This is a genomic window from Pseudomonas sp. FYR_5, assembly GCF_043106315.1.
Lineage (GTDB): Bacteria > Pseudomonadota > Gammaproteobacteria > Pseudomonadales > Pseudomonadaceae > Aquipseudomonas > Aquipseudomonas putida_Y.
This window is the reverse complement of the sequence record NZ_JBICMK010000061.1, coordinates 1-18,616: the sequence shown is the minus strand read 5'-3', so window position 1 is coordinate 18,616 and position 18,616 is coordinate 1. Positions and strand designations below refer to the sequence as shown.

The following is an 18,616-nucleotide window of genomic DNA, read 5'->3' as shown; positions in this document are numbered from 1 at the left end:
ACTTTAACTTCGAACTCCATTCGCTTGCGTGGGTTTGATTTTTCTCGTGTTTTTTTCTCTCTGGCAGTCCTTCCACATTCCGTTGTCGCGCTAAATCGCGGTCCTGTAAGGCTTTTCCTTATGAACGTGCCTTGACGGTGCTGCGGGCGGATTCCTATAGTGTGCGCAAGTGGCAGAAAGTGGGATGAAGTGGGTTTTCTGACACAAAAAAGCTAACATTGTGGGGAATCACAGCCGTGTTCCGCGGAGCCAACGCCGTCAGCCTCGATGCCAAGGGCCGTCTCGCCATGCCGAGCCGGTACCGTGACGAGCTCGACTCACGTTGCAATGGCCAACTGATCGTGACCATTGACGCCGTAGACCCTTGCTTGTGTGTTTATCCCCTCGACGAGTGGGAACAGATAGAAGCCAAGTTGCGTGCCTTGCCGTCGTTGCGTGAGGAAAACCGCCGCCTGCAGCGTTTGCTGATCGGTAATGCGGTTGACCTGGAGCTCGATGGCAGTGGGCGTTTCCTGGTGCCGCCCCGCCTGCGTGAGTACGCCAAGCTCGACAAGAAGGCGATGCTGGTGGGGCAACTGAACAAATTCCAGCTGTGGGATGAAGATGCCTGGAACGTGGTTTCGGCAGCCGACCTTGCAGCTATCCAACAACCGGGCGCCATGCCCGACGAATTGCGTGACCTGATCCTGTGACCATAGATAGCGGCTTCAACCACATTACCGTCCTGCTCGATGAAGCTGTCGAGGCATTGGCCCTGCGCGCCGACGGTTGCTATCTGGACGGCACTTTCGGCCGTGGCGGACACAGCCGTCTGATTCTCAGCAAGCTCGGGCCGCAAGGACGGCTCTTGGGCTTCGACAAAGATCCACAGGCGATTGCCACGGGGCAAGCGCTGGCGGCCGAAGACGGCCGCTTTGTCATTGTGCAGCGCAGTTTTGCCGAGTTGGGCGCGGAAGTGGCAGCGCGCGGCCTGCACGGCAAGGTCAGTGGCGTGTTGCTGGACCTGGGCGTGTCCTCGCCGCAGCTGGATGATCCAGAGCGTGGCTTCAGCTTCCTCAATGATGGCCCGCTGGACATGCGCATGAACCCGGACCAAGGCATCAGTGCCGCCGAGTTCATCGCCACTGCGCCCGTGGAAGAAATCGCCCGCGTCTTCAAGGAGTACGGTGAGGAACGCTTTGCCGGGCGCATGGCGCGTGCAGTGGTCGAACGCCGCGAAAAACAGCCCTTTACCCGTACCGCCGACCTGGCGGAGGTGCTCAAAGTGGCCAATCCGGCCTGGGAAAAGGGCAAGAACCCGGCTACCCGTGCCTTCCAGGGGCTGCGCATTCACGTCAACAACGAGCTGGGTGACCTGGAGGCTGGCCTTGAGGCTGCACTCGATGCGCTCGAAGTCGGTGGTCGCCTGGCGGTCATCAGTTTCCATTCGCTGGAAGATCGCATCGTCAAGCTGTTCATGCGCAAGCTGGTGAAGGGGGAGGCCGACAACCTGCCGCGTAACCTGCCGGTTCAGCACAAGGTCTTCGAGCCGAAGATCAAGCTCATCGGCAAGGCTCAGTTCGCCTCCGAGGCCGAGCTCAAGGCCAACCCGCGGTCGCGTAGTGCCGTGATGCGCGTGGCGGAGAAGCTGCGGTGAGCAGGCTGCTTGCCAAACCTTTGCCAGGCGGAAGCTTCCTGATGCTTCTGCTGTTCATCGGCGTACTGGTTTCGGCCATTGCCGTGTCCTACAGTGCGCACTGGAACCGTCAATTGCTCAACACCCTGTACGGTGAATTGAACGAGCGCGACAAGGCTCAGGCCGAATGGGGCCGGTTGATTCTTGAGCAGAGTACCTGGACCGCTGCCAGCCGCATCGAGACCCTGGCCTCCGAACAGTTGAACATGCGCGTGCCGTCAGCTGACGAAGTCCGGATGGTGGCGCCATGATGAAACTCGAAGGCGCACTCTACCCGTGGCGCTTCCGCGTGGTGATCGGTTTGCTGGCGATCATGGTCGGTGCCATTTGCTGGCGCATCATCGACCTGCAGGTGGTTGACCGTGACTTCCTCAAGGAACAGGGCGATGCACGCAGCCTGCGTCATATCCCCATCCCGGCGCACCGGGGCTTGATTACCGACCGCAACGGTGAGCCGTTGGCCGTGAGTACTCCGGTCACCACCCTGTGGGCCAACCCCAAAGAGATGCAGGCCTCCAGGGAGCGCTGGCCGCAATTGGCCGCAGCGCTGGGGCAAAACCCGCAGCGGCTTGCCGAGCGCCTGACCCAGCAGGCCAACAAGGAGTTCATCTACCTGGTCCGAGGGCTGACCCCCGAACAGGGCCAGCATGTGCTCGACCTCAAAGTACCTGGTGTGTACGGCCTGGAAGAATTCCGCCGTTTCTATCCGGCCGGTGATGTGGCCGCGCACATGGTCGGCTTTACCGACCTTGATGACCACGGTCGCGAAGGGGTGGAGCTGGCCTATGACGAGTGGCTGGCCGGTGTGCCCGGCAAACGCCAGGTGATCAAGGACCGGCGCGGCCGGCTGATCAAGGACATTCAGGTTACCAAGAACGCCAAGGCCGGGAAGACCTTGGCGTTGTCGATAGACCTGCGCCTGCAGTACCTGGCTACCCGTGAGCTGCGCAACGCCATTGCCGAGCAGGACGCCAAGGCCGGCAGCCTGGTGATCATGGACGTCAAGACCGGTGAGGTCCTGGCCATGGTCAACCAGCCGACCTACAACCCCAACAACCGCCGTAGCATGTTCCCGGCGGCCATGCGTAACCGGGCGATCATCGACGTGTTCGAGCCGGGTTCCACGGTCAAGCCGATCACCATGAGTGCAGCGCTGCAGAGCGGCCGCTGGAAACCGAGCGACAAGGTCGAGGTGTACCCTGGCAGCCTGCAGATCGGTCGCTACACCATCAGGGATGTGTCGCGCAGCGAGGGCCCGATTCTTGATTTGACCGGCATCCTGATCAACTCCAGTAACGTTGGCATGAGCAAGATCGCCTTCGACATTGGCGGCGAAGCCATCTACCGGGTCATGTCCCAGGTCGGCCTGGGTCAGTACACCGGCCTTGGCTTCCCGGGCGAGCGTGTCGGCAACCTGCCCAACCACCGCGAGTGGCGCAAGGCCGAGACCGCAACCCTGTCCTATGGCTACGGTGTGTCGGTGACCGCCCTGCAGCTGGTGCATGCCTACGCGGCGCTGGCCAACGACGGCAAGATGGTGCCGCTGTCGATCATCAAGGTCGACAAGACGCCGGAAGCCGTGCAGGCCATTCCGAAGGAAGTCGCCGAAACTGTTCAGGGCATGTTGCAGCAGGTGATCGAAGCGCCGCGCGGCGTGTTCCGGGCCCGGGTGCCGTTCTATCACGTGGCCGGCAAGTCCGGCACCGCGCGCAAGGCCACCGTGGGTGCCAAGGGGTACACCGAAAACGCCTACCGCTCGCTGTTCGCCGGCTTCGGGCCAATGAGCGACCCGCGCTACGCCATCGTCGTGGTCATCGATGAGCCGAGAAAGGGTGGTTACTTCGGTGGCCTGGTTTCGGCGCCTGTATTCAGCAACGTCATGTCCGGCACCCTGCGCCTGATGAACGTGCCGCCAGACAACCTGCCGCCACCGGCACCAGTCGTGCCATCGCAAGTCAATGCAGCAGCAGCCAAGGGAGGGCGTGGATGATGACAATGCCATTAAGCAAACTTTTCGCCCACGCCAGCCGTGATCCGTTGATCCGTGAGCTGACCCTGGACAGCCGCAGTGTGCGCCCGGGGGACTTGTTCCTGGCCGTGCCGGGTGCCAAGGTCGATGGTCGCGAGCATATTGCCGATGCCCTGGCCCGCGGCGCTGCCGCCGTGGCCTATGAAGAACAGGGCGCCAACGTGCTGCCGCTGACCGATGCGCCCCTGATTCCGGTCAAAGGCCTGATCGCTCAGCTTTCAGATATTGCCGGGCGCTTCTATGGTGAACCGAGCCGCCAGTTGAATCTGGTCGGTGTGACCGGCACCAACGGCAAGACAAGCGTTACCCAACTGGTAGCCCAGGCGCTCGACCTGCTTGGCCAGCGCTGCGGCCTGATTGGCACCCTGGGTACCGGTTTCTACGGCGAGTTGCAGAGCGGCCGCCTGACCACGCCCGACCCGATTGCCGTGCAGTCGACCCTCAATGACCTCAAGAAAGGCGGCGCCAAGGCCGTGGCCATGGAAGTGTCTTCCCATGCTCTGGAGCAAGGCCGGGTTGCCGCACTGGAGTTTGACATTGCGGTGATGACCAACCTGTCCCGCGACCACCTCGACTATCACGGCAGCATGGAGGCCTACGAGGCCGCCAAGGCCAAGCTGTTCGCCTGGCCGAGCCTGCGTTGCCAGGTGGTCAACCTGGATGACGGCTTTGGTCGTCGCCTGGCCGACGACTTTGCTCGCCGCCCGAGTGTCGACCATATCGAAAGCCGGCTGTTGAGCTATAGCCTGGAAAGCCCTGAGGCCTCGCTGTTCTGCCGCGAAGCCGTGTTCAGTGACGATGGCGTGCGCGCTACGATCGTCACTGCCCAAGGTGAGCGCATCTTGCGCAGCCAGTTGCTGGGCCGCTTCAACCTGAGCAACATGCTTGCCGCGGTGGCGACCCTGCTGGCGCTGGACTATGCGCTGGACGAGATCCTCAAGGTTACCCCGCAATTGCAGGGGCCGGTAGGCCGCATGCAGCGCCTGGGTGGCGGCGACAAGCCGCTGGTGGTAGTCGACTACGCACACACGCCGGATGCGCTTGAAAAAGTACTCGAGGCCCTGCGCCCGCACGCTCATGGCAAGTTATTGTGCCTGTTCGGCTGCGGCGGTGACCGTGATCGCGGCAAGCGCCCGCTGATGGCCGAAGTGGCCGAGCGCCTGGCCGACCGCGTACTGGTCACCGACGACAACCCACGTACTGAAGATCCGTTGCGCATCTTCGATGATATCCGCCCCGGTTTCGCCAGGCCTGACGACGTCGAGTTCGTCGCCGGCCGTGGCGAAGCCATTGCGCACCTGATCGCCACTGCCGCTGCCAACGACGTGATCGTGCTGGCCGGCAAGGGGCACGAGGATTACCAGGAAATCAATGGCGAGCGCCATGATTTCTCAGATTTGACCGAAGCCGAAAAGGCACTTGCAGCCTGGGAGGCTCCACATGCTTAAGCCGCTGTCACTCAGCCAGCTGACCACAGCACTGAATGGTCAACAAATTGGTGCTGACGCCACGTTCACCGGTGTCAGCATCGATAGCCGCAGTGTCAGCGCCGGGCAACTGTTCGTCGCCCTGGCCGGCCCGCGTTTCGATGGCCATGACTACCTGGCTGATGTAAAAGCCAAAGGCGCAGTAGCCGCCCTGGTCGAGCATGAAGTGGCCGGTGTCGACCTGCCGCAGTTGCTGGTCAAGGATTGCCGGGCAGCACTGGGTCAGCTCGGCGCCCTGAACCGCGCGGCTTTCGACAAGCCTGTAGTAGCCATTACCGGTTCCAGCGGCAAGACCACGGTCAAGGAGATGCTCGCCAGCATCCTGCGTACCGGTGGCCTGGTGCACGCCACCCGCGGCAACTTGAACAATGACCTCGGCGCACCGCTGACACTGCTGGAAATCGCCCCGGAACACAGCGCAGCAGTGATCGAGCTGGGCGCCTCGCGCATTGGCGAAATCCGCTACACCGTGGGCCTGACACAACCGCAGGTGGTCATCATCAACAACGCCGGTACTGCCCACGTTGGCGAATTCGGCGGCCCGGACAAGATCGTCGAAGCCAAGGGCGAGATTCTCGAAGGCCTGGGCGAGGACGGTATTGCCATTCTCAACCTGGACGACAAAGCCTTTGATATCTGGAAGGCGCGTGCCGGTGCGCACAAGGTCGTCAGTTTCGCACGCAGCAACCCGAAAGCCGATTTCCACGCTTCAGACATTGGTCGCGATGCCCGTGGCTGCCCGTCCTTTACCCTGCATGGCGCCAGTGAAACGGTAGCCGTGCAACTCAATGTGCTGGGTGAACACAACGTCAGCAACGCCTTGGCCGCCGCCGCCGCAGCACATGCCGTTGGTCTGAGCCTGAGCGGTATTGCCGCAGGCCTGGCTGCCGTGCAACCGGTCAAGGGGCGTACCGTGGCGCAGATCGCGCCGAACGGGGTACGGGTAATCGACGACAGTTACAACGCAAATCCCACCTCTATGTGCGCAGCCATTGATATACTCGCCGGCTTTTCCGGACGCACCGTTCTGGTGCTTGGGGATATCGGCGAATTGGGGCAATGGGCGGAAGAAGGCCACCGTCAGGTGGGTGACTACGCGCGTGGCAAGGTCGACGCCCTGTACGCAGTGGGTTCCAACATGACACATGCGGTCAAGGCGTTCGGCGCCAATGGCCGCCATTTCGCTACTCAAGCTGAGCTGATCGATGCGGTTAGCGCCGAGAATGCCAGTGACACCACTATCTTGATCAAGGGCTCGCGCAGCGCTGCGATGGAAAACGTCGTGGCGGCATTGTGCGGTGCCAGCGGGGAGAAACATTAATGCTGCTGCTGTTGGCCGAGTATCTGCAACAGTTCCATAAAGGCTTCGCGGTCTTTCAGTACCTGTCCCTGCGCGGGATTCTTGGTGTACTGACCGCGTTGTCCCTGGCGCTGTGGCTGGGCCCCTGGATGATCCGTACCCTGCAAATTCGCCAGATCGGCCAGGCCGTGCGTAACGACGGCCCGCAATCGCACCTGTCCAAGTCCGGTACCCCGACCATGGGTGGTGCGCTGATCCTGTCGGCCATTGCCATCAGCACCTTGCTGTGGGCCGACCTGAGCAACCGCTATGTGTGGGTTGTGCTGATCGTCACCCTGGCGTTCGGTGCCATTGGCTGGGTCGATGACTACCGCAAGGTGATCGAAAAGAACTCCCGTGGCCTTCCGAGCCGCTGGAAGTACTTCTGGCAGTCGGTGTTCGGCCTGGCGGCGGCGGTGTTCCTGTACAAGACGGCGCCAACCAGCGTCGAGACCACGCTGATCCTGCCGTTCATCAAGGATGTCACCATTCCGCTGGGCGTCGGCTTCGTCGTACTGACCTACTTCGTCATTGTCGGTTCGAGCAACGCGGTCAACCTCACTGATGGCCTCGACGGCCTGGCAATCATGCCGACGGTGATGGTCGGCGGCGCGCTGGGCATCTTCTGCTACCTGTCGGGTAACGTGAAGTTCGCCGAGTACCTGCTGATCCCCTACGTGCCGGGCTCGGGCGAGCTGATCGTGTTCTGCGGCGCGCTGATCGGAGCCGGCCTGGGCTTCCTGTGGTTCAACACCTACCCGGCGCAAGTGTTCATGGGTGACGTCGGCGCGCTGGCGCTGGGCGCCGCGCTGGGCACCATCGCCGTCATCGTGCGCCAGGAAATCGTGCTGTTCATCATGGGCGGCATCTTCGTGGTGGAAACCCTGTCGGTGGTCATCCAGGTCGCCTCCTTCAAGCTGACCGGCAAGCGCGTGTTCCGCATGGCGCCGATTCACCACCACTTTGAACTCAAGGGCTGGCCAGAGCCTCGGGTGATCGTCCGATTCTGGATCATCACCGTGATCCTGGTACTGATTGGCCTTGCAACCCTGAAATTGAGGTAGATGAGCGTGTCTTTGATCGCTTCCGACCAATTCCGCATCGTTGTCGGCCTCGGCAAGAGCGGCATGTCCCTGGTTCGCTTCCTGGCGAGCCGGGGCATTGCCTTTGCGGTCGCCGATACCCGCGAGCAACCGCCGGAACTGGAAACCCTGCGCCGTGATTACCCGCAGGTGGAAGTGCGCTGTGGTGAACTGGACGTGGACTTCCTGTGCCGCGCCAACGAGTTGTACGTGAGCCCCGGTCTGGCCTTGGCCACGCCGGCCTTGCAGCAGGCGGCCGCGCGTGGCGTGAAGCTGTCTGGCGACATCGAGCTGTTTGCTCGCCATGCCAAGGCGCCGATCATTGCCATCAGCGGTTCCAACGCCAAGAGCACCGTCACGACGCTGGTCGGTGAAATGGCCGCCAAGGCCGGTAAACGCGTGGCCGTGGGCGGTAACCTCGGTACCCCGGCGCTCGACCTGCTGGCCGATGACATCGAACTGTACGTGCTGGAGCTTTCCAGCTTCCAGCTGGAAACCACTGACCAGCTCAACGCCGAAGTGGCGACCGTTCTGAACATCAGCGAAGACCACATGGACCGCTATAGCGGCCTTCCGGCCTACCACCTGGCCAAGCACCGGATCTTCCGCGGGGCCAGGCAGGTGGTGGTGAACCGTCAGGATGCCCTCAGCCGGCCATTGCCCGTGGAGGGCCGCCCATGCTGGACCTTCGGCCTCGGCCAGCCGGACTTCAAAGCCTTCGGCCTGCGCGAAGTGGGTGGTGAAAAATACCTGGCGTTCGAGTTCCAGGCATTGATGCCGGCGCGCGAACTGAAGGTTCGCGGCGCCCACAACCAGAGCAACGCCCTGGCAGCACTGGCCTTGGGCCATGCTGCCGGTCTGCCGTTCGAGCCGATGCTCGAGGCCCTGCGCGAGTTCAGTGGCCTGGCCCACCGGTGCCAGTGGGTGCGCGAGCGTAACGGCGTTAACTGGTACGACGACTCCAAGGCCACCAACGTCGGTGCTGCCCTGGCCGCCATCGAAGGCCTGGGCGCCGATATCGAAGGCAAGCTGGTGCTGATCGCCGGTGGTGATGGCAAAGGTGCCGAATTCACTGCGTTGCGCGAGCCGGTCAAGCGTTACTGCCGCGCCGTGGTATTGCTTGGCCGTGATGCCGAGCGTCTGGCCGAGGCGTTGGGCGATGCTGTGCCGCTGGTTCGGGTCAAGACCCTTGACGATGCCGTACAGCAGTGTGCCGAGCTGGCCCGGGCCGGCGATGCCGTGCTGCTGTCGCCGGCATGCGCCAGCCTCGACATGTTCAAGAACTTCGAGGAACGCGGGCGCCTGTTCGCCCAGGCAGCGGGAGGTCTTGCATGATCTTCGGCATCTTCAAGCCCTACCCGTCGCCGCTGATCAGCGGCCGTGGCATCGACCTGGACTTCCCGATGCTCGCCGGTTGCCTGGCCTTGCTGGGCCTGGGCCTGGTGATGATCACTTCGGCATCCTCGGAAGTGGCTGCTGTACAGTCCGGCAACCCGCTATATCACATGTTCCGCCACCTGGTGTACGTGTTCCTTGGCCTGGTGGCCTGTGGTGCAACGCTGCTGGTGCCGATCGCCACTTGGCAGCGCATGGGCTTCATGATGCTGCTTGGCGCCTTCGGCCTGCTGGTACTGGTACTGGTGCCGGGGATTGGCCGTGAAGTCAACGGCTCCATGCGCTGGATCGGTTTCAGCTTCTTCAACGTTCAGCCTTCGGAAATCGCCAAGGTGTTCGTGGTCATCTACCTGGCCGGCTACCTGGTACGCCGACAGACCGAGGTGCGCGAAACCTGGATGGGCTTCTTCAAGCCGTTCATCGTGCTGCTGCCCATGGCCGCCTTGCTGCTGATGGAACCGGACTTCGGCGCCACCGTGGTGATGATGGGCGCGGCGGCGGCCATGTTGTTTTTGGGAGGGGTGGGGCTGTTCCGCTTCAGCCTGATGGTGGTGCTGGCGGTGCTGGCGGTGTTTGTACTGGTCCAGGCGCAGCCGTACCGGATGGCGCGCCTTATTACCTTCACCGACCCCTGGGCCGATCAGTTCGGCTCCGGCTACCAGCTGACCCAGGCACTGATTGCCTTTGGCCGTGGCGAGTGGCTGGGCGTTGGCCTGGGCAACAGCGTGCAGAAGCAGTTCTACCTGCCTGAAGCGCACACCGACTTCGTGTTCTCGGTCCTTGCGGAAGAACTGGGCGTGGTCGGCTCGCTGCTGACCGTCGCGCTGTTCGTGTTTGTCACCGTGCGCGCCCTTTACATCGGCCTGTGGGCCGAAAAAGCCAAACAGTTCTTTGCCGCCTACATGGCGTTCGGCCTGGCTTTCCTGTGGATTGGCCAGTTCCTGATCAACATCGGTGTGAACGTCGGCCTGCTGCCGACCAAGGGCCTGACCCTGCCGTTTCTCAGTTACGGGGGGAGCTCGCTGGTGATCTGCTGCGCCTGCGTGGGCCTGTTGCTGCGCATCGAGTGGGAGAGCCGCACGCACCTGGGCAGTGAGGAGCACGAATTCAGCGAAAGCGATTTTGCCGAGGAGACCAGTCATGGCCGCTGAAGGCAAAAATGTATTGATCATGGCCGGCGGCACCGGGGGGCACGTGTTCCCGGCGCTGGCCTGCGCCCGTGAGTTCCAGGCGCGCGGTTACAGCGTGCACTGGCTGGGCACCCCGCGTGGCATCGAGAACGAACTGGTGCCGCAGGCGGGTTTGCCATTGCATCTGATTCAGGTCAGCGGCTTGCGTGGCAAGGGCAAGCTGTCGTTGCTCAAGGCGCCTTTCATCTTGGTCAAGGCCGTACTGCAGGCACGGCGCATCATTCGCCAGCTCAAGCCCGTATGTGTCCTGGGCTTTGGCGGCTATGTGACCGGCCCCGGCGGCGTGGCCGCGCGGCTGTGCGGCGTGCCACTGGTGATCCATGAGCAGAACGCCAGGGCCGGTACCGCCAATCGGTTGCTGGTGCCACTCTCGGCGCGGGTTTGCGAAGCTTTCCCGAACACCTTCGAGGCCAGCGACAAACGTCGCACCACCGGCAACCCGGTGCGCCCGGAACTCTTCATGGACGCGCAACGTGCGCCCTTGGGCGAGCGCCGTGCACGCCTTTTGGTGCTGGGGGGCAGCCTGGGTGCGGAACCATTGAACAAATTGTTGCCTAAGGCCCTGTCCGAAGTGCCCGCCGCGCTGCGGCCAGAGGTGTTCCACCAGGCCGGCAAGCAACACGCGCCGATCACCGCCGAGCGTTATCACGAGGCGGGTGTCGCGGCTCAGGTAGAGCCCTTCATCAAAGACATGGCCCAAGCTTATGGCTGGGCCGACCTGGTGGTGTGCCGGGCCGGTGCCCTGACCGTCAGCGAACTGGCGGCAGCAGGCCTGCCTTCGATGCTGGTGCCTTTGCCCCATGCGATCGACGATCACCAGACCCACAACGCCCAATATCTGGCCCGCGAAGGCGCTGCCTTCCTGATGCCACAAGCGACAACTGGCGCAGCGCAACTTGCTGAACGCCTGAACGAGGTGCTGATGCAACCCGAGAAACTCAACGTCATGGCTGGCACCGCACGGCGCCTGGCCAAACCTGCTGCAACCAGCACCGTGGTCGATATCTGCCTGGAGGTGGCCCATGGTTGAGAGCCAGAAAGCCATGCCCCAGCCGAAGATGGGCCGTATTCGCCGCATTCACTTCGTCGGCATCGGCGGCGTTGGCATGTGCGGTATTGCCGAAGTCTTGCTGAACCTGGGCTATGAAGTGTCCGGTTCGGACCTTAAGGCCTCGCCGGTTACCGAGCGCCTGGAGTCCTTCGGCGCCGAGATCTTCGTCGGCCACCGCGCCGAGAACGCCGCCACCGCCGATGTGCTGGTGGTGTCCAGCGCCATCAACCCGGCCAACCCGGAAGTCGCCACCGCCCTGGAGCGGCGCATTCCGGTGGTGCCGCGTGCCGAGATGCTCGCCGAGCTGATGCGTTACCGCCATGGCGTGGCCGTTGCCGGTACTCACGGCAAGACCACCACGACCAGCCTGCTGGCTTCAGTGTTCGCCGCAGGTGGCCTGGACCCGACCTTCGTCATCGGTGGCCGCCTTACCGCTGCCGGCACCAATGCCCAGCTGGGCACCAGCCGCTACCTGATCGCCGAAGCAGACGAAAGCGATGCCAGCTTCCTGCACCTGCAGCCGATGGTGGCCGTGGTCACCAACATCGATGCCGACCACATGGCGACCTACGAAGGTGACTTCAACAAGCTGAAGAAAACCTTCGTCGAGTTCCTGCACAACCTGCCGTTTTATGGGCTGGCGGTGATGTGTCTGGACGACCCGGTGGTTCGCGAGATCCTGCCGCAGGTGAAGCGCCCGACCGTGACCTACGGCTTCAGCGAAGAGGCCGACATCCGCGCCATCAATGTGCGTCAGCAGGGCATGCAGACCCACTTCACCGTGCTGCGCCGTGATCGCGAGCCGTTGGAGGTTTCCGTGAACATGCCCGGCAACCACAACGTGCTCAACGCCCTGGCCACCATTGCCATCGCCACTGACGAAGGCATTACTGACGAGGCCATCATCCAGGGCCTGTCCGGCTTCCAGGGTGTCGGCCGTCGCTTCCAGGTGTACGGCGAGCTGCCGGTCGAAGGCGGCAGTGTGATGCTGGTCGACGACTACGGCCATCACCCGACCGAAGTGGCTGCGGTGATCAAGGCTGTACGCGGTGGCTGGCCAAGCCGCCGTCTGGTGATCGTCTACCAGCCGCACCGCTACAGCCGCACCCGCGACCTGTACGACGATTTCGTCCAGGTGCTGGGTGATGCCAACGTGCTGCTGCTGATGGAGGTCTACCCGGCCGGTGAAGAGCCGATCCCCGGTGCCGACAGCCGTCAGCTGTGCCACAGCATCCGCCAGCGCGGCAAGCTGGACCCGATCTATATCGAGCGCGGCGCCGAGCTGGCGCCGCTGGTCAAGCCACTGCTGCGCGCTGGCGACATCCTGCTCTGCCAGGGTGCCGGTGATGTTGGCGGCCTGGCCCCGCAGTTGATGAAAAGCCCGCTGTTCGCAGGCGCCAAGCAGGAGAAGTCGAAATGACCAGCGCCTACGACAAGCTGCACTCGACCCTGGACGTCAAGGCGTTCGGCCGCGTCGCTGTGCTTTACGGTGGCAAGAGCGCCGAGCGAGAGGTGTCGTTGAAGTCCGGCGCCGCAGTGATTGATGCACTGAGCACTGCCGGTGTCGACGTGGTCGCCATCGACGTCGGTGACGACCTGCTCGCGCGCCTGCAAAGCGAGAAGATCGACCGCGCCTTCATCATCCTCCACGGCCGTGGCGGTGAAGACGGGAGCATGCAAGGCTTGCTGGAGTGCCTGGGCATCCCCTACACCGGCAGCGGCATCCTGGCTTCAGCGCTGGCGATGGATAAGCTGCGCACCAAGCAGGTGTGGCAGAGCCTGGGCATTCCCACGCCACGCCACGCAGTGCTGGCGAGCGAAAGCGATTGTTTGCAGGCCAGTACGGAACTGGGCTTCCCGCTTATCGTCAAACCCGCCCATGAAGGCTCTAGCATCGGCATGGCCAAGGTGAACAGCGCCCAGGAACTGGTCGCCGCCTGGCAGGACGCCGCCAAATACGATTCCCAGGTACTGGTGGAGCAGTGGATCCACGGTCCGGAGTTCACCATCGCGGTACTGCGCGGCCAGGTGCTGCCGCCGATCGCCCTGGGTACGCCGCACGTGTTCTACGACTACGACGCCAAGTACATCGCCAACGATACCCAGTACCGCATCCCGTGCGGGCTGGATAGCGTCAAGGAACAGGAACTGATCGACCTGACCGCGCGCGCCTGCAATGCCATTGGCATCGAGGGCTGGGGGCGGCTGGACGTGATGCAGGACGAGCAGGGCCGGTTCTGGCTGCTCGAAGTCAACACTGCACCGGGCATGACAGATCATAGCCTGGTGCCCATGGCGGCCCGCGCGGCTGGCCTGGACTTCCAGCAACTGGTGCTGGCAATCCTGGCCGAAAGCGTGGCGACGCGAGGTTAATAACCATGCAAGGCGCAATGATACGTCAGCAGCAACCCGTTACCGGCCGTAGCAAGCCGGTGCCGCGTGGTGCCAGCCGGCTGGTGGCCGACGAGCCCGTATCGGCGCGCCTGCCTCGGCCAAGCCTGGGCGGCCTCAAGCGCTTGCTGTGGCCGGTGTTGCTGGTGGCGGCCGGCTTTGGTGCCTATGAGGGCGCCGTTCGCCTGATGCCGTACGCCGACCGCCCGATCACCAAGATCGATGTGCAGGGCGACCTTAGCTACATCAGTCAGCAGTCGGTGCAGCAGCGTATCGCGCCCTATGTGGCGGCGAGCTTCTTCAGCGTCGACCTGCCGGCGATGCGGGCCGAGCTCGAGCAGATGCCGTGGATCGCCCACGCCGAAGTGCGCCGGGTGTGGCCCGACGAGGTGGTGATCCGCCTTGAAGAACAGCTGCCGGTGGCACGCTGGGGTGATGCAGCCCTGCTGAACAACCAGGGTCAGGCTTTCACCCCGCGCGAGCTGGCCAACTATGAGCACCTGCCGCAGCTGGCCGGGCCGCAGCGTGCTCAGCAACAAGTCATGCAGCAGTATCAGGTACTGAGCCAGATGCTGCGCCCCTTGGGCTTTTCCATCGCTCGCCTGGAGCTGCGCGAGCGAGGCAGCTGGTTCCTGACCACCGGTGCGAGCAGTGCCGGGCCAGGCATCGAGTTGCTGCTGGGGCGCGATCATCTGGTGGAGAAGATGCGCCGTTTCATTGCCATTTACGACAAGACACTCAAAGACCAGATCACCACTATCGCCCGCATTGATCTGCGTTATTCCAACGGACTTGCCGTTGGTTGGCGGGAACCGATTGCACCGACGACGGCCCAACCCGCCGTTGCGAAGAATTAGAGAGAGGCAGGACCATGGCAAACGCGCATAGCGGCAAAATGATCGTCGGGCTGGACATTGGCACCTCCAAGGTGGTGGCGCTGGTGGGCGAAGTGGGCGAAGACGGCACCCTGGAAATCGTCGGGATCGGCACCCATCCGTCCCGTGGCCTGAAAAAAGGCGTGGTGGTGAACATCGAGTCCACCGTGCAGTCGATCCAGCGCGCCGTGGAAGAGGCGCAACTGATGGCCGGTTGCCGTATCCACTCGGCGTTCGTCGGTGTGGCCGGTAATCACATCCGCAGCCTGAACTCCCACGGCATCGTCGCCATTCGTGACCGCGAGGTCAGCCTGGCCGACCTGGAGCGCGTACTCGACGCTGCCCAGGCCGTGGCGATTCCGGCCGACCAGCGCGTGCTGCACACCTTGCCGCAGGACTACGTGATCGACAACCAGGAAGGCGTGCGCGAGCCGCTGGGCATGTCTGGCGTGCGCCTGGAAGCCAAGGTTCACGTGGTCACTTGCGCGGTCAACGCCGCCCAGAACATCGAAAAGTGTGTGCGCCGCTGCGGCCTGGAAATCGACGACATCATTCTCGAGCAGCTGGCTTCGGCCTACTCGGTGCTGACCGATGATGAAAAAGAGCTGGGCGTGTGCCTGGTGGACATCGGTGGCGGCACCACCGACATCGCCATCTTCACCGAGGGCGCCATCCGCCACACGGCGGTCATCCCGATTGCTGGCGACCAGGTGACCAACGATATCGCCATGGCCCTGCGTACCCCGACCCAGTACGCCGAAGAAATCAAGATCCGCTACGCCTGCGCCCTGGCCAAACTGGCTGGCGCTGGCGAGACCATCAAGGTGCCGAGCGTGGGCGATCGTCCACCGCGCGAGCTGTCGCGCCAGGCCCTGGCCGAGGTGGTGGAGCCACGTTACGACGAGCTCTTCACCCTGATCCAGGCCGAACTGCGCCGCAGCGGCTACGAAGACCTGGTGCCCGCTGGCATCGTCCTCACCGGCGGCACCGCGAAGATGGAAGGCGCCGTGGAACTGGCCGAGGAAATCTTCCACATGCCGGTACGCCTGGGCGTGCCGCACAGCGTTCGGGGGCTGAGCGACGTGGTGCGCAACCCGATCTATTCCACTGGTGTGGGCTTGCTCACCTACGGCCTGCTGAAGCAGTCCGAAGACTTGGCCCTGACCGGTAACAGCAACAGCAGCAGCAACAGCTATGGCGATGAACCGAAGGCCCCAGTGCTTGAACGCTTCAAGAAATGGGTCCAGGGCAACTTCTAAGTTTCAAAGCAGTAGTGGTAGGCGCGACAACTAGAGAACTGTAAGGAGAGGGAAAATGTTCGAGCTCGTAGACAACGTCCCGCAAAGCCCGGTCATCAAAGTGATCGGCGTTGGTGGTGGTGGCGGCAACGCCGTCAATCACATGGTCAAGAGCAGCATCGAAGGCGTGGAATTCATCTGCGCCAACACCGATGCCCAGGCGCTGAAAAACATTGGCGCACGCACCATCCTGCAATTGGGCACGGGTGTGACCAAGGGCCTGGGTGCCGGTGCCAATCCGGAAGTCGGCCGTCAGGCCGCGCTGGAAGACCGTGAGCGCATCGCTGAAGTGCTGCAGGGCACCAACATGGTGTTCATCACCACTGGCATGGGTGGCGGTACCGGTACCGGTGCAGCGCCAATCATTGCCGAAGTGGCCAAGGAAATGGGGATCCTCACCGTTGCAGTGGTGACCCGTCCGTTCCCGTTCGAAGGCCGCAAGCGCATGCAGATCGCCGATGAAGGCATCCGCATGCTGGCTGAAAGCGTCGACTCGTTGATCACCATCCCCAACGAGAAGCTGCTGACCATCCTGGGCAAGGATGCCAGCCTGCTGTCCGCCTTCGCCAAGGCTGACGATGTACTGGCCGGTGCCGTACGCGGTATCTCCGACATCATCAAGCGCCCCGGCATGATTAACGTCGACTTCGCCGACGTGCGTACCGTGATGGGTGAAATGGGCATGGCCATGATGGGTACTGGCTGCGCCAGCGGCCCGAACCGTGCGCGTGAAGCCACCGAGGCAGCTATCCGTAACCCGCTGCTGGAAGACGTCAACCTGCAGGGCGCCCGCGGTATCCTGGTGAACATCACCGCAGGCCCGGACCTGTCGCTGGGTGAGTACTCCGACGTGGGTAGCATCATCGAAGCCTTCGCCTCCGACCACGCGATGGTCAAGGTCGGCACCGTGATCGACCCCGACATGCGCGACGAACTGCACGTGACCGTGGTGGCCACTGGTCTGGGTGCACGCATCGAGAAGCCTGTGAAGGTCGTCGACAACACCCTGCAGACTGCCCAGCAGGCGTACGAAGCTTCCAATCCTGCGCCGGTGCGCCAGGAGCAGCCAGCGGTCAACTACCGTGACCTGGAGCGCCCGACCGTCATGCGCAACCAGGCGCATGCAGGTGCTGCCGCAGCCGCTAAACTGAACCCTCAGGATGACCTGGACTACCTCGATATCCCGGCATTCCTGCGTCGCCAGGCTGATTAATGGAATTTATCAGGGGTATAAAGGTGATTGGTATTCATCAAAGGTTGGGTCTGTTATCATCCCCAGCCTTTGTTGATACCTGTTCGCAATTTGCGCTGAAGCGGCCAATGCCATGATTAAACAACGCACCCTGAAGAATACCATCCGTGCCACAGGTGTCGGTCTGCACTCCGGGGAGAAGGTTTACCTGACCCTCAAGCCTGCACCTGTTGACACCGGCATCGTCTTCCGCCGCGCCGACCTTGACCCTGTGGTCGAGATCCCTGCGCGTGCGGCCAACGTCGGCGAGACAACCATGTCGACGACGTTGGTCAACGGTGACGTCAAGGTCGATACGGTCGAGCACCTGCTCTCCGCCATGGCGGGTCTGGGCATCGATAACGCCTACGTCGAGCTCTCCGCCTCGGAAGTGCCGATCATGGATGGCAGCGCCGGTCCTTTTGTATTCCTGATTCAGTCTGCCGGCCTGGAAGAACAGGACGCAGCCAAGAAGTTCATCCGCATCCTGCGTGAGGTTACCGTGGAGGAGGGCGACAAGCGCGCCACGTTCCTGCCTTTCGAAGGATTCAAGGTGAGCTTCGAGATCGATTTCGATCACCCGGTGCTTCGCAACCGGACCCAGAGCGCCAGCGTCGACTTTTCCAGCACCTCGTTCGTGAAGGAAGTCAGCCGCGCGCGTACCTTTGGCTTCATGCGTGACATCGAGTACCTGCGCAAGCACAACCTTGCGTTGGGTGGCAGTGTCGAGAACGCCATCGTGGTCGATGAGGACGGCGTGCTCAACGAAGACGGCCTTCGTTACGAAGACGAATTCGTCAAGCACAAGATCCTCGACGCCATCGGCGATCTGTACCTGCTGGGCAACAGCCTGATCGGCGAGTTCAAGGGCTTCAAGTCCGGCCACGCGCTGAACAATCAGCTGTTGCGCAAGCTGATCGCTGAAACCGATGCCTGGGAAGTGGTCACTTTCGAAGATGCCAGTACGGCACCGATCTCGTACATGCGCCCTGTTGCGGCCGTGTAAGTTCGAACACTCTCTAGTTCATTAAGGCCACCTTCGGGTGGCCTTTTCTATGGCTTGTCCAGGGCGTGGGCGGCCAACCGTTCCAGTGCTGCGCGCAGTTTGGGGTCGGTAATGCCCTCGGCGGTGTCGCGCAGGCTCTCGGCCGCACTGTTCGAAAGCTCGGCAGCATGCCCGCCACGCTTGGCCGGCACCAGCGGCGGCTGTACCTTGTACAGAATGCGCCTGAGGTTGCCGAATGCTTCCATGGCCTGCAGTGCCGCCAGCAAACGCTTCTGCTGGTAGCGCAGGCGGGTGGCCCAATGGCCGTCGGTTACCACCAGCAACAAAGTGCCATCGCGCCAGGACGCCACATGGCAGTGCTCGCGGGCAGCCGGTTGCAACTGGCTTTCCAGCAGGCGCTGCAAGTGCTCCAGGCGCTCGGCCTGGTTCAGTAGCAGGCGCAGCGGGCGCACCTGGCGCAGCAGGGCGGAGGGCGGCTGGGCGGGGGAGGGTTTATAGGCCATGGGGGGCACGCGTGAGGTGACGTGGGCACAGTCTAACATCTCCGTTGCCTGTGCCGGCCTCTTC

At 62.8% G+C, this 18,616-nt stretch carries 17 protein-coding genes; 16 read left to right on the top strand and 1 reads right to left on the bottom strand.

The window, feature by feature from the left end:
* The first annotated feature begins 236 nt into the window (after window positions 1–236).
* From mraZ to lpxC, 16 genes are all read left to right on the top strand, one after another.
* Window positions 237–692, top strand: a complete 456-nt coding sequence (mraZ, locus tag ACF8RA_RS10115; RefSeq protein ID WP_021784148.1) for a division/cell wall cluster transcriptional repressor MraZ — start codon at window positions 237–239, stop codon at window positions 690–692.
* Complete coding sequence (gene rsmH / locus ACF8RA_RS10110) at window positions 689–1,636, top strand: 16S rRNA (cytosine(1402)-N(4))-methyltransferase RsmH (RefSeq protein ID WP_003251843.1); 948 nt, start codon at window positions 689–691, stop codon at window positions 1,634–1,636. The genes mraZ and rsmH overlap by 4 nt, the downstream gene beginning before the upstream one ends.
* Window positions 1,633–1,926, top strand: coding sequence for a cell division protein FtsL (gene ftsL / locus ACF8RA_RS10105; protein WP_176682610.1), 294 nt, complete (start codon window positions 1,633–1,635; stop codon window positions 1,924–1,926). Before rsmH ends, ftsL begins: the two co-directional genes overlap by 4 nt.
* Complete coding sequence (locus ACF8RA_RS10100; RefSeq protein WP_176682789.1) at window positions 1,926–3,665, top strand: penicillin-binding protein 2; 1,740 nt, start codon at window positions 1,926–1,928, stop codon at window positions 3,663–3,665. The genes ftsL and ACF8RA_RS10100 overlap by 1 nt, the downstream gene beginning before the upstream one ends.
* On the top strand, window positions 3,665–5,152 hold the full coding sequence (locus ACF8RA_RS10095; protein ID WP_209963685.1) for a UDP-N-acetylmuramoyl-L-alanyl-D-glutamate--2,6-diaminopimelate ligase: 1,488 nt from the start codon (window positions 3,665–3,667) through the stop codon (window positions 5,150–5,152). The genes ACF8RA_RS10100 and ACF8RA_RS10095 overlap by 1 nt, the downstream gene beginning before the upstream one ends.
* On the top strand, window positions 5,145–6,512 hold the full coding sequence (murF, locus tag ACF8RA_RS10090; protein ID WP_392461359.1) for a UDP-N-acetylmuramoyl-tripeptide--D-alanyl-D-alanine ligase: 1,368 nt from the start codon (window positions 5,145–5,147) through the stop codon (window positions 6,510–6,512). Before ACF8RA_RS10095 ends, murF begins: the two co-directional genes overlap by 8 nt.
* Window positions 6,512–7,594, top strand: a complete 1,083-nt coding sequence (gene mraY, locus ACF8RA_RS10085; RefSeq protein WP_016498046.1) for a phospho-N-acetylmuramoyl-pentapeptide-transferase — start codon at window positions 6,512–6,514, stop codon at window positions 7,592–7,594. The genes murF and mraY overlap by 1 nt, the downstream gene beginning before the upstream one ends.
* A gap of 6 nt (window positions 7,595–7,600) precedes the next feature.
* Window positions 7,601–8,947: a UDP-N-acetylmuramoyl-L-alanine--D-glutamate ligase gene (gene murD, locus ACF8RA_RS10080; protein ID WP_209969721.1), complete on the top strand. Its 1,347-nt coding sequence runs from the start codon at window positions 7,601–7,603 to the stop codon at window positions 8,945–8,947.
* A complete protein-coding gene (gene ftsW / locus ACF8RA_RS10075; RefSeq protein ID WP_218115239.1) occupies window positions 8,944–10,158 on the top strand; it encodes a putative lipid II flippase FtsW in 1,215 nt (404 codons plus the stop codon). The genes murD and ftsW overlap by 4 nt, the downstream gene beginning before the upstream one ends.
* Window positions 10,148–11,227 carry an undecaprenyldiphospho-muramoylpentapeptide beta-N-acetylglucosaminyltransferase gene (murG, locus tag ACF8RA_RS10070; protein WP_176682613.1) on the top strand — a complete coding sequence of 360 codons (1,080 nt, stop codon included), beginning with the start codon at window positions 10,148–10,150 and terminating at the stop codon, window positions 11,225–11,227. The genes ftsW and murG overlap by 11 nt, the downstream gene beginning before the upstream one ends.
* On the top strand, window positions 11,220–12,668 hold the full coding sequence (gene murC / locus ACF8RA_RS10065) for a UDP-N-acetylmuramate--L-alanine ligase (RefSeq protein WP_176682614.1): 1,449 nt from the start codon (window positions 11,220–11,222) through the stop codon (window positions 12,666–12,668). Before murG ends, murC begins: the two co-directional genes overlap by 8 nt.
* Window positions 12,665–13,621, top strand: coding sequence for a D-alanine--D-alanine ligase (locus tag ACF8RA_RS10060; protein ID WP_021784157.1), 957 nt, complete (start codon window positions 12,665–12,667; stop codon window positions 13,619–13,621). Before murC ends, ACF8RA_RS10060 begins: the two co-directional genes overlap by 4 nt.
* 5 nt (window positions 13,622–13,626) lie before the next feature.
* The gene (locus ACF8RA_RS10055; RefSeq protein WP_176682615.1) at window positions 13,627–14,496 is read left to right on the top strand and encodes a cell division protein FtsQ/DivIB; all 870 of its coding nucleotides are present in this window, start codon (window positions 13,627–13,629) and stop codon (window positions 14,494–14,496) included.
* A 14-nt stretch (window positions 14,497–14,510) separates the two neighbouring features.
* Window positions 14,511–15,773, top strand: coding sequence for a cell division protein FtsA (gene ftsA, locus ACF8RA_RS10050; RefSeq protein WP_003251867.1), 1,263 nt, complete (start codon window positions 14,511–14,513; stop codon window positions 15,771–15,773).
* Window positions 15,774–15,828: 55 nt separating this feature from the next.
* On the top strand, window positions 15,829–17,025 hold the full coding sequence (gene ftsZ / locus ACF8RA_RS10045; protein ID WP_003251871.1) for a cell division protein FtsZ: 1,197 nt from the start codon (window positions 15,829–15,831) through the stop codon (window positions 17,023–17,025).
* Between the two features lie 112 nt (window positions 17,026–17,137).
* Window positions 17,138–18,049 carry a UDP-3-O-acyl-N-acetylglucosamine deacetylase gene (gene lpxC, locus ACF8RA_RS10040; protein WP_003251873.1) on the top strand — a complete coding sequence of 304 codons (912 nt, stop codon included), beginning with the start codon at window positions 17,138–17,140 and terminating at the stop codon, window positions 18,047–18,049.
* A 47-nt stretch (window positions 18,050–18,096) separates the two neighbouring features.
* Here lpxC and ACF8RA_RS10035 read toward each other — a convergent pair whose 3' ends face one another.
* Window positions 18,097–18,552 (bottom strand): DUF721 domain-containing protein, encoded by a 456-nt coding sequence (locus ACF8RA_RS10035; RefSeq protein WP_176682616.1) that lies wholly within the window; start codon window positions 18,550–18,552, stop codon window positions 18,097–18,099.
* Between the last annotated feature and the right edge of the window lie 64 nt (window positions 18,553–18,616).